Origin of the sequence: Bradyrhizobium sp., from assembly GCF_017881085.1 — a bacterium.
In the GTDB taxonomy this organism is placed as follows: domain Bacteria; phylum Pseudomonadota; class Alphaproteobacteria; order Rhizobiales; family Xanthobacteraceae; genus Bradyrhizobium.
On record NZ_JADGRI010000186.1, the window covers coordinates 1 to 10,716 of the forward strand.

The window sequence follows — 10,716 nt, forward strand, 5'->3', positions numbered from 1 at the left end:
GCCTGGATGGTGACGTCGAGCGCGGTGGTCGGCTCGTCGGCGATCAACAGCGCCGGCCGGCAGGCCAGCGCCATCGCGATCATCGCGCGCTGGCGCATGCCGCCGGAGAGCTGGTGCGGATATTCGGTCGCACGCCGCTCGGGTTCGGGAATCCTGACCAGCCGCAGCATCTTGACGGCCTGCTCCCAGGCTTGCTTCTTGGTCATCTCCTGATGCAGGCGCACCGCCTCGGTGATCTGGTCGCCGATCCGCATCACCGGGTTGAGCGAGGTCATCGGCTCCTGGAAGATCATGGAAATGCGATTGCCCCGCACTTTCCGCATCTCGTTTTCGTCGAGCTTCAGAAGATCCGACCCCTCGAGCATGATCGAGCCGCCGACGATCCGGCCCGGCGGATCGGGCACCAGCCGCATGACCGAAAGCGCGGTCACGCTCTTGCCGCAGCCGGATTCGCCGACGATCGCCAGCGTCTCGCCGCGGCGGACATGGAATGAAACGTCGTCGACCGCCCTGAACAGCCCGGAATTGGTGAAGAAAACCGTCTGCAGGTTCTTCACGTCGAGAACCCTGTCTTCCGCCTCTGCCTCGCCCATCAGCCGCGCTGCCTCGGATCGAGGATGTCGCGCAAAGCGTCACCGAACAGATTGGTGCCGAATACCGCGAGGCTGATGGCGATGCCGGGGAAAATCACCAGCCACGGCGCGGTGCGGACATATTCCGCCGCCGATTCCGACAGCATCCGGCCCCAGGACGGATAGGGTTCGGGAATGCCGAGGCCGAGAAACGACAGCGAGGCTTCGGTCAGAATCGTCGAACCGAGTTGCGCCGTAGCCAGCACGATCAGCGGCGCCAGCGTATTGGGCAGCACATGGCGAAGCGCGATCCGCGTCTCGCTCATGCCGATCGACTTGGCGGCTTCGACGAAGGGCAGCTCGCGCAGCGCCAGCGTGTTGGCGCGGATGACGCGGGCGACGGTCGGGATAAGCGGAATCGCGATCGCGATGATCACGTTGGGAAGCGTCGGCCCCAGCGCCGCCGTCATGATCAAGGCGAGAACCAGCAGCGGCAAGGCCTGCAGGATGTCGGTCACGCGCTGGAACACCAGGTCGACCCAGCCGGAGAGATATCCTGAAGCGAGGCCGATGCTCACGCCGAACAGCGAACCGAGCGCGGTCGAGCCGATGCCGACGGCGAGCGAGATGCGCGCGCCGTGGATGATGCGGCTCCAGACGTCGCGGCCGAAGGAATCGGTCCCCATCCAGTGCCGCATGTCCGGGTGGGCGAGGGCGTGCGCGGAATCGACACTGAGCGGATCGTAGCGGCTGATCAGATCGGCAAACGCCGCGGCCCACACGAACAGCACCATGAAGAACAGGCCGATCGTGCCCAGCATATGGCGCTGCGCGAGGAAGGCGAGCCTGCGCCAGCCCTGCGTCGAGTTGGCGCCGGCGCGCCGCAGTTCGTTGTCGTAGTTGATCGCGGCCAAATCGCCTCCTAATCCGTGTATCTGATCCGTGGGTCGACCAGCGCATAGAGCATGTCGACCGTGAAGTTCGCGAGCACCACGACCACCGCGATCAGCATCACCAGGTTCTGCACGATCGGATAGTCGCGCCAGCGGATCGCCTCGACCAGGAAGCGGGCAACGCCGGGAATGTTGAAAACTGTTTCGGTGACGATCAGGCCGCCGATCAGGAACGCCGCCTCGATGCCGATCACGGTGATGACGGGCAATATGGCGTTCTTCAGCGCGTGGCGATAATTGACCGTTGCTTCCGACGCGCCCTTGGCGCGGGCGGTGCGGATGTAATCCTGCCGCAGGATCTCCAGCATCGAGGAGCGCGTGATCCGCATCGTCAGCGCGGCGCTGCGGAAGCCGACCGCCATCGCCGGAACGCAATAGATCGCGATCGCCTCGGTCCAGGTTTTCGGGTTCGGGTTGAACAGAGGCATGGTTCCGAACATCGCGACCGAGGCCATCAGGATCAGCAGGCCGAGCCAGAAGGAGGGCAGCGACAGCCCGCTCAGGCTGACGACGCGCAGGAAATAATCGAGCCGCGTGCCCTGCCTGACCGCGCTGATGACGCCGAGCGGAATCCCGATCGAGGCCGAGAACATCAGTGCCAGCCCGGCGAGCCGCGCCGTGATCGGAATCCGCGGCAGGATCTCGTCGAGCGCGGGCTTCTCGGAGACAAAGGAATAGCCGAGATCGCCGTGCAGCAGCCCGCCGATCCAGTGCAGATATTGCACGACGATCGGCTGATCGAGCCCGAGTTCGCGTTCCAGATTGGCCTTGTCGGCGGGGTCGACATAGCCAGCGGCGGCGAACAGGATGTCGACGATATTGCCGGGCACGATGCGCAGCAGCACGAAGATGATGACCGAGATCCCGAACAGGGTCACGAGCATCAGAACGAGGCGGCGCACGATATAAGCAAACACCTGGCTGCTCTCCGTTTACCCGCTGGGATCGCCTGGTGGCGGACGTTACTTGTCCAGCCACACGTCCTCGTAGCGATAGCCGTTGTAGGAGCTGTTCACCATCACGGTGACGCCCTTCACATAGGGCTGCCAGCACGTGCCTTGGCGACCGTGGAAGATGATCGGCCGGGCGACGTCTTCCTGCAGCTTCTTGTCGATCTCCCACACCAGTTTCTTGCGCTTGGCGACGTCGGTCTCCTGGGATTCCTCGTCGAACAGCTTCTCGATCTCCTTGTTGCAGTAGTTGGTGTAGTTCCGTTCCGAGCCGCAGGAGTAGTTCTCGTAGAACGACTGGTCGGGATCGTCGACCGCATTGCCGGTGAGGTTGAGGCCGAGCGCGTAATCCTTGCGCGCAACTTTCGGGAACCAGTTGGCGGTTTCGACGACGTCAAGCTCGCCGTCGATATAGATGCTCTTGAGCTGATCGATCAGGATGACGGCGGGGTCGCGATAATCGGCTATATTGCGCGTCGAGACCTTGACCGCGAGGTGCTTGTCCGGACCATAGCCCGCCTTTTGCATCAGCTTGCGGGCTTCCTCCCGGTTGGCATTCACGTCCGGGCCGTAGCCCGGAATCGTCTCCAGCATCTCTTTCGGCATGCCCCACAATCCCCCCGGCGCCGGAAGCATGGTGCCGCCGATGTCCCCCTCGCCTTCAAACAGGATCGAAACAAATGCCTTGCGGTCGAGCGCCAGTGCCATGGCACGGCGAATATCCAGGCTGTCGAACGGCGGCGCCGACGAGTTGACGATGATATTGGTGCTCACATTGGTCGGCTCGACGACGCACACCGCGTTCGGTGCCTGGGTCTTGATGTCCTTGAGCAGCGGGATCGATATCCCGGTCGGGAACGTCATGTCGAATTTGCCGGCAACGAACGCCAGAATGGCGGTCGAGCGGTTCGGGATGATGGTGAACTCGATGCCGTCGAGATGCGGCAGGCCCTTCTTCCAGTAATCCGGATTGCGGGCCAGCTTGATCGATTCGTTGGCCTTGAATTCGACGAACTTGAACGGGCCGGTGCCGATCGGATGGGTGCGCATGTCCGCCGGCGAAACATGGCAGGGATAGACCGGCGTATAGCCGGAGGCGAGCAGCGCCAGCAGCGCCGGCTGCGGCCGCTTCAGGTTGAACGCGACCTCGAAATCGCCACTGGTCGTGACATCGTTGACGAACTCGTACCAGGCCTTGCGCGGGTTCTGGCGGAATTTCTGCGGCGATTTTCCCATCAGCATGTCGAAGGTGCACTTGACGTCGGCGGAGGTGAACGGCTTGCCGTCGTGCCAGGTGACGCCCTGCCGCAATTTGAAGGCGAGCGTCTTGTGGTCGCCGCTCCAGGCCCAGCTCTCGGCCAGGTCCGGAACGATCGAGTCCATGCTGTTTTGCGCAACGTCCTGCTTGTAGATGACGAGGTTGTTGAACACCGGCATGAAGGGAATGTTGACCGAGTAGGTCGCGCCTTCGTGGATCGAGGCGCTGCCGGGGCTGTCGCGGTGATAGACCCTCAAGATGCCGCCCTGCTTGGGCTCGGCGGCGCGCGCGATCGACGGGACCGCCAGCAAAGATAACGCCGCCGCGACGGCAAGCGCCTGCACGCCCCGCATGGTTCCCTCCCTCGATCTTTCGGCCTCATGGCGGGCCAATTTATCGAACGATAGCATGGCGGAGGGGCCGCGCAACCAGCAAGGCTGGCGCCAGCATTGGCAATTCGGCCTAATGCTGGGCCGTGCGGCGGAAGAGCGCAGCCGCGCTCACCGCCACGTCAGACCTCCAGCTTGTCGCCGCCCTTGAGATGGAGGATTTCGCGGGCCTCATCCGAGGTCGCGACCTCGAGGCCGAGGCCCTCGATGATCTTGCGCGCGAGCGTCACCTGCTCGGCGTTCGATGCCGCCATCCGGCCGGGCGCGGCCCACAGCGAGTCCTCCAGCCCGACGCGGACATTGCCGCCCATCGCGGCCGCCATCGCCGCGATCGGCAGTTGGTTGCGCCCCGCACCCAGCACCGACCAGACCATCTTGTCGCCGAACAGCCGGTCGGCGGTGCGCTTCATGTGCAGCACGTCCTCGGGATGCGCGCCGGTGCCGCCCTGCAGGCCGAACACGGTCTGCACGAACAGCGGCGGCTTCACCATGCCCTGTTCGAGGAAGTAGTTCAGATTGTAGAGGTGCGCGGTGTCGTAGCATTCGAACTCGAAGCGGGTGCCGGTCTCCGACAGTGTCTTCAGAACGTATTCGATGTCCTGGAAGGTGTTGCGGAACACGATGTCCTTGTTCTGCAGATGCTTGAGCTCCCAGTCGTGCTCGAACTTCTTGAAGCGGTTGAGCATGCCGAAGAAGGCAAAATTCATCGAGCCCATGTTGAGCGAAGCGACTTCCGGCTTGTAGACCGCGGCGGGGCGGACGCGTTCGTCCACCGTCATGGTCGGCGCACCGCCCGTGGTCAGGTTGATCACGCAGTTCGATCGCTGCTTTATGATTTTCAGAAACGGCGCGAAGGCCTCGGGACTTTGATCGGGCTGGCCGGTCTTCGGATTGCGCGCGTGCAGATGCACGATGGCAGCACCCGCTTCGGCGGCGTCGACCGCGGCGTCGGCGATTTCCTGCGGCGTCACCGGCAGCGCCTTCGACATCGAGGGGGTGTGGATCGCGCCGGTCACGGCGCAGGTGATGATGACTTTGCGGCTCATGGTTTTGCTCTCTTTCCTGCGGGTCGATATTTCATGTTTTGGTGTTCTGGGCGGCCTTGTGCGCGGCCAGCGCCGCAAGGCGCTCGTTGCGCCGCTGCGTCAGTGCCGCAATACGCTCGGGCGTCGGCTGATGCGGCCAGGCCGCGATCACCCGGTCCACATTGGGGCTCTGATAGACGTCGGGGCCAGCGGCGGCCGAAGCCAGTTCCTTGTAGAAGCCGGTGTAGCGCGCACAATAATCCGGAATGCCGCCGGGCGCGTTGAGTTCGATGGTCTCGAACGGCCCCAGGAACGACCAGCGCAGGCCGAGCCCGTCCTTCACCGTGTGATCGAGGTCTTCCGCCGAAATAAAACCCTCGCCGACCAGGCGAAACGCTTCGGCGAGCAGCGCGCCCTGCAGCCGGTTTAGGACAAAACCGTTGATCTCGCGGTTGATCGTGACCGGCACCTGCCCGATCTCGCGATAGATGTTGCGCGCCCGCTCGATCGCCTCGGGCGACGTCCACGGCGCGCCGCAGAGTTCGACCAGCGGCACCAGATGCGGCGGATTGACGGGATGGCCGACCAGACAGCGCGCGCGCCCGGACAGCGCTTCGGTGAAGCGCGAGGCCACGATAGCCGAGGTCGAGGACACCAGGAGCGCGCCGGGCGGCGCCAGCCGGTCGAGCTGGGCGAAGATCGCGAGCTTGTCCTCGATCTTCTCCGGTCCGTTTTCCTGGACGAATTCGACGTCGAGCACGGCCTCCTGCAGGCTCGCCGCGACCGAGACCCGTGTCACCGCGCCATCGGGATCGGCGGCGAGGCCGTGGCGCGCCAGCGCGTGCAGTTCGTCGCGGATCAGGCGGGGCGCGGCCTTCAGCGTCGGGATATGCGGATCGGTCAGCCGCACGTTCCATCCGGCGCGTGCGAAGATCGCGGCCCAGGCGCGCCCGATCAGGCCGGCGCCGACGATGGCGACGTTGCGTTCAGTGTTTTGCATTTTGTTTTCTCAAAAATCCCTCACAGCCAGAGCACCTTGCGGCGCAGATCGAGATCGTCCCGCAACGCCCTGGATGGCCCCTCGTGGATCACCCGGCCGCGTTCCAGCGCCACCGTGGTGTCCGACAAGGCCAGCGCCAGGTCGAGATTGTGATCGACGATGATGATGGCGATTTCCTTGCGCAGGCGGTCGAAGGTCTCGAATAATTGCTCGACCACGGTCGGCGCAAGCCCCTCGAAGGGCTCGTCGAGCAGCAAGACCCGCACGTCGCCCGACAGCGCGCGGGCGACCGCAACCATCTGCTGCTCGCCACCGGAGAGATAATCCGCGGGGCTGTCGAGCCGCTCGGCGATGCGCGGGAAATATTCGTAAATGCGCTCCCGCGTCCAGTGCACGCCGTTGCCGGTCTGGCGCTTCAGGCCGCCGAGCTCGAGGTTCTGCTCGACGCTCATGCCGGCGAACAGGCCGCGGCCCTGCGGCACGTAGCCGATGCCGAGCCGGGCCGATTGCGCGGACGAGAGCCCGATCAGCTCATTGTCGGCCAGCTTGATCGAGCCGTTCGAGGCCGGCGCGATCCCGATCAGCGTCTTCAAAAGCGTCGACTTGCCGGCGCCGTTGCGGCCCAACAGCGCGATGATCTCGTTTTCGTGCAAGGTGAAGCTGACATCGTTGAGGATGTGGCTCTTGCCGTAAAAGGTGTCGACGTGACCGGCCGTCAACAGCGCGCTGACGCGAGCGGCGGTTTCGCGCGGACGCGCAGCGACTTCCGTCGCGCCCGAGCCGATATAGACTTCCTGCACCTTTGCGCTGCCGCGCGCGTCCTCGACCGAGCCGTCGAGCAGCACCCTTCCTTCGTTCATCACGGTGACCTGATCGGCGAGCTGAAACACCCGGTCGATGTCGTGCTCGACCAGCAGCACCGGCAAATCGGACGAGATGCGCTTGATGATGGCGCCGATGCGCTCGCGCTCGGCCGCCGCGAGGCCGGCGAGCGGCTCGTCCAGCAGCAGCACGCGCGGCGCGGTGGCGAGCGCGACCCCCATGTCGAGCAGGCGCTGGCCGCCATAGGACAGCATGCCGGCTTCGGCCGCTTCGATGCCGGCAAGCCCGAGATAGCGGATGACGGCGTCGGTCTCGGCATTGATCGCTTCGATCGACAGCGCCGGCGTCAGCGGATCGAAGCGGCGGGGATGCCGCGCCTGGATGGCGAGGCGGATGTTTTCGCCGACGCTGAGCGCCGGAAACAGATTGGTGATCTGGAATGATCGGCCGATGCCGGCATGCGCGATCTCTTCCGGCGAATGCCCGGCGATCGGCCGACCCAGCAGCGACACCGTGCCCTGGTCCGGCGCATACATGCCTGACAACAGGTTGAACGCGGTGGTCTTGCCGGCGCCGTTGGGCCCGATCAGCGCGTGCAGGGTGCGGTCGGCGATGGCGATGTCGATGCCCTGCACCGCGCGGATGCCGCCAAAGCTCTTGACGATGTGGCGAGCGGCCAGCACCGCGCCGTCGACATGGGATTTCGGCCGCAGGAATTCCGGCAGCGGCAGCACTTCGATGCGGCGCGCCGACATCGCGGCGTCCTCGACCGTCTTCTTGCGGAAAGGCGCCATCAGCCGCTCGCCGACGCCGATCAGTCCGGTCGGCGAAAACACGATGAAGGCGACGAACACCAGGCCGAACCAGAACAGCCAGTTCTCGGTGTAGATACCCAAAAATTCGCGAAACAGGATGAAGAACAGCGCGCCGAGCGCCGGACCGAGGAAGCTGCGCATGCCGCCGATCACGACCATCGCCAGGAGATCGCCGGAGAACGATACCGAAATCGGATCGGCCGACGTCATGCGGTTCTGGTAGAGCAGGAGGATGCCGGCAAGCCCGGTGATCGCAGCCGACAGCACGAAGGCCAGGAGCTTGTAGCGGTTGGTCGGATAGCCCAGAAAGCGCGCGCGCTGCTCGTTCTCGCGGATCGCGACCAGCACGCTGCCGACGGTGGAGTTGTGGAAGCGCCACAGCAGGATCAGCACGGCGAACGCGATCAATGCGACCAGCCAGTAATAATCGGTCGAGGATTCGAGGTTAAAGCCGAACAGCGTCGGCCGGGTGATGCCGCCGATGCCATTCTCGCCGCCGGTGACTTCCGTCCAGCGGAACGACACCGCATAGAGCATCGCCGCCAGCGCCAGCGTCAGCAGCGAGAAGTACACGCCGCGCCGCCTCAGAATCAGGAATCCGAACGCGGTCGCAACCAGTGTCACGATCGCAACGCCCGCGATGACCGGACCGAAGAACGAGTCGTGCATCAGGTTGCGCTGGATCAGCGCCGCGGCATAAGCGGCCAGCCCGAACCAGGCGCCGTGGCCGAACGATACCAGGCCGGTATGCCCGACCAGGATGTTCAGCGCCATGCAGGCCGTGGCATAGATCACGACCTCGGTAGCCGAGGTCATGGTGAGGCCGAGGGCGAGCAGCACTGGCGGCAGCAGGATCAGCCCGATCGCGGACAGCAGCAGCGGAATGGGAAGGCGCGTCAACATCGTCGGCGCCTCACTCGAACCGCAGGATACGCTCGCCGAACAGGCCGCGCGGCCGGAACAGCAGCACCAGAAGCATCAGGAGATAGATCGCCGCGGTCGACGCCGCGGAATAGCCGATGCCGACCATGACGCCCTTGACGAGACCGACCAGCAGGGCCGCGGCCACCACGCCCCAGAACGATCCGAGCCCGCCGATCACCACGACCACGAACGCGGGAGTGATGATCTCCTGGCCCATCGCCGGATGGATGGAATAGATCGGCGCCAGCAGCACGCCGGCCAGTCCCGCAAGCCCGATGCCGAGCGCGGCCACCGCCGACATATAAGGCTGCAGCGAGATGCCGAGCGCGCCGACCATGTCGGGGTTTTGGACGCCGGCGCGCACCACGCGGCCGAACGAGGTTTTCTGCAACAGCAGCCAGAGGCCCGCGATGCAGGCGGCGGCAATGCCGAGCAGCACCACGCGGTAGAACGAGTAGATAAAACTGCCGAGGAAGACCTGCCCGCGCAGCCAGGGCGGAATCGAATAGGACAGTGGCGCGGCGCCGAAGATCATCCGCAAGCCCTGCTCCGCCACCATGGCAAGGCCGAAAGTCATCAATAGCGAGAGGATCGGATCGGAGCGATAGAAGCGGCGGAACAGCGTGCGCTCGATCACCACGCCTAGCAGCGCCACCGTCACGGGCGCCGCAACGAACGAGCCGCCGAAACCGAGATAGGGCGACAGCACCAGCGTGAGGTAAGCGCCGATCGCGTAGAACGCGCCATGGGCCAGATTGACGATGCCGCCGAGCGAGAAGATCAGCGACAGGCCGAGCGCGATCAGCAGGTAATAGACGCCGTCAAGCAGCCCGTTGAGGACTTGCTGCGCTAACAGGATGGCGGACATGGTTTTGGCCCTGACCAAGGAGGTTAAGGTTACAAAACCGTCATTGCGAGCGCAGCGAAGCAATCCACCGTTATGGAACAGGGATCGATGGATTGCTTCGTCGCTTCGCTCCTCGCAATGACGGGAGAGCGGCGCTCTCGTTCGGCTACGCTTCGCTGAAGCCGCTCACGTCCCGAAGGTACAGCTGTTCTCTTCCTTGGTGGCGGCGATCACTTCGAGGTCTTCGTTGGGGCCGGGTACCGCCGGGCTCGAACTGAAGATGTCCCACTGATTCTTGATCTTGTCGGCGGGCAGTGCGGTGACCGCGTACATTTCATGCATCAGCTGGTGATCGGATGCGCGGAAATAGCCGGGCCGGGTCTTCAGGAGATCGAATTTCGCGCCCTTCTCGAAATGTTCGATGATCTTGGTCGAGTCCGCCGATTTCAGCTCGTTGACGGTCTGCGCCACGATCTTGGTGGCGATGTAGTCGCCCCAGGCCTGGTTCTCCGGCGGCTTGTTATATTTCTTGGTGAAGGTCGCGACGAACGCCTTGGTGCCGGGCGTGTCCAGGAGATGATGCCAGACCACCGGCCAGGTGCCGACGAAATTTCCCTTGCCGGCCGCCCAGGCCAGCGCGGTGTCGAAGCCGAAGCCGCCGACCGGGAAGGTCAGGCCGAACTCGGCATATTGCTTGAGGAAGTTGGTGATCTGGTTGCCGGCGAGGTTGATCACGACCAGATCGGGCTTGGCTTCGCGAATCTTCAGGAGATAGGCGGAGAAGTCGGTGGCGTCGGTCGGCACCAGATCGTCGCCGGCGAAATTGCCGCCATTGGCTTCCATGAAACGTTTTGAAACTTTCAGCAGATCATGGCCGAAGGCGTAGTCCGCCGTCAGCGAATACCACTTCTTGCCCTTGACCAGGCCGTCGCGCAGGAACGAGCGGCCGACGGTTTTGACGTACATCGAATTCTGCGATTCGACGTGGAACATATAGCGCTTGCAGTCGGAGCCGCGCAGCGCGTCCGAATTGCCGCCGGTGTTGATGTAGAGCACCTTGTTGCGTTGCGCGACCTGCGCGATGGTGAGGCACGAGGCCGACGAAATCTCGCCGATGATGCAGGCGACCTTGTCGCGCTCGATCATGCGCTCGGCCTTGGT

General features: G+C 64.2%; 9 protein-coding genes. All 9 read right to left on the reverse strand.

Annotation, left to right across the window (positions count from 1 at the left end; genetic code table 11):
* On the reverse strand, positions 1 to 593 hold a 593-nt coding region (locus QZ213_RS17520), incomplete at its 3' end, for an ABC transporter ATP-binding protein (protein WP_291687353.1).
* The gene (locus QZ213_RS17525) at positions 593 to 1,486 is read right to left on the reverse strand and encodes an ABC transporter permease (protein WP_291687354.1); all 894 of its coding nucleotides are present in this window, start codon (positions 1,484 to 1,486) and stop codon (positions 593 to 595) included. The genes QZ213_RS17525 and QZ213_RS17520, both read right to left, overlap by 1 nt.
* A gap of 8 nt (positions 1,487 to 1,494) precedes the next feature.
* Entirely contained in the window at positions 1,495 to 2,442 is a 948-nt protein-coding gene (locus tag QZ213_RS17530) for an ABC transporter permease (protein WP_291687355.1), read from the reverse strand.
* A 45-nt stretch (positions 2,443 to 2,487) separates the two neighbouring features.
* Positions 2,488 to 4,086, reverse strand: a complete 1,599-nt coding sequence (locus tag QZ213_RS17535; protein ID WP_291687356.1) for an ABC transporter substrate-binding protein — start codon at positions 4,084 to 4,086, stop codon at positions 2,488 to 2,490.
* 158 nt (positions 4,087 to 4,244) lie between these two features.
* On the reverse strand, positions 4,245 to 5,168 hold the full coding sequence (locus QZ213_RS17540) for a 3-keto-5-aminohexanoate cleavage protein (protein ID WP_291687357.1): 924 nt from the start codon (positions 5,166 to 5,168) through the stop codon (positions 4,245 to 4,247).
* A gap of 31 nt (positions 5,169 to 5,199) precedes the next feature.
* On the reverse strand, positions 5,200 to 6,147 hold the full coding sequence (locus QZ213_RS17545; protein ID WP_291687358.1) for a 3-hydroxyacyl-CoA dehydrogenase: 948 nt from the start codon (positions 6,145 to 6,147) through the stop codon (positions 5,200 to 5,202).
* A 20-nt stretch (positions 6,148 to 6,167) separates the two neighbouring features.
* On the reverse strand, positions 6,168 to 8,687 hold the full coding sequence (locus tag QZ213_RS17550) for a branched-chain amino acid ABC transporter ATP-binding protein/permease (RefSeq protein ID WP_291687359.1): 2,520 nt from the start codon (positions 8,685 to 8,687) through the stop codon (positions 6,168 to 6,170).
* Positions 8,688 to 8,697: 10 nt separating this feature from the next.
* Complete coding sequence (locus QZ213_RS17555; protein WP_291687360.1) at positions 8,698 to 9,576, reverse strand: branched-chain amino acid ABC transporter permease; 879 nt, start codon at positions 9,574 to 9,576, stop codon at positions 8,698 to 8,700.
* A gap of 165 nt (positions 9,577 to 9,741) precedes the next feature.
* Positions 9,742 to 10,716: ABC transporter substrate-binding protein (locus QZ213_RS17560; RefSeq protein ID WP_291687361.1), on the reverse strand; the 975-nt coding region annotated here is incomplete at its 5' end.

Bases quoted from the DNA above. Each gene is read 5' to 3' on its own strand.
- QZ213_RS17550 (WP_291687359.1), bottom strand. From the start codon at position 8,687: ATGTTGACGCGCCTTCCCATTCCGCTGCTGCTGTCCGCGATCGGGCTG.
- QZ213_RS17535 (WP_291687356.1), bottom strand. From the start codon at position 4,086: ATGCGGGGCGTGCAGGCGCTTGCCGTCGCGGCGGCGTTATCTTTGCTG.
- QZ213_RS17555 (WP_291687360.1), bottom strand. From the start codon at position 9,576: ATGTCCGCCATCCTGTTAGCGCAGCAAGTCCTCAACGGGCTGCTTGAC.
- QZ213_RS17545 (WP_291687358.1), bottom strand. From the start codon at position 6,147: ATGCAAAACACTGAACGCAACGTCGCCATCGTCGGCGCCGGCCTGATC.
- QZ213_RS17540 (WP_291687357.1), bottom strand. From the start codon at position 5,168: ATGAGCCGCAAAGTCATCATCACCTGCGCCGTGACCGGCGCGATCCAC.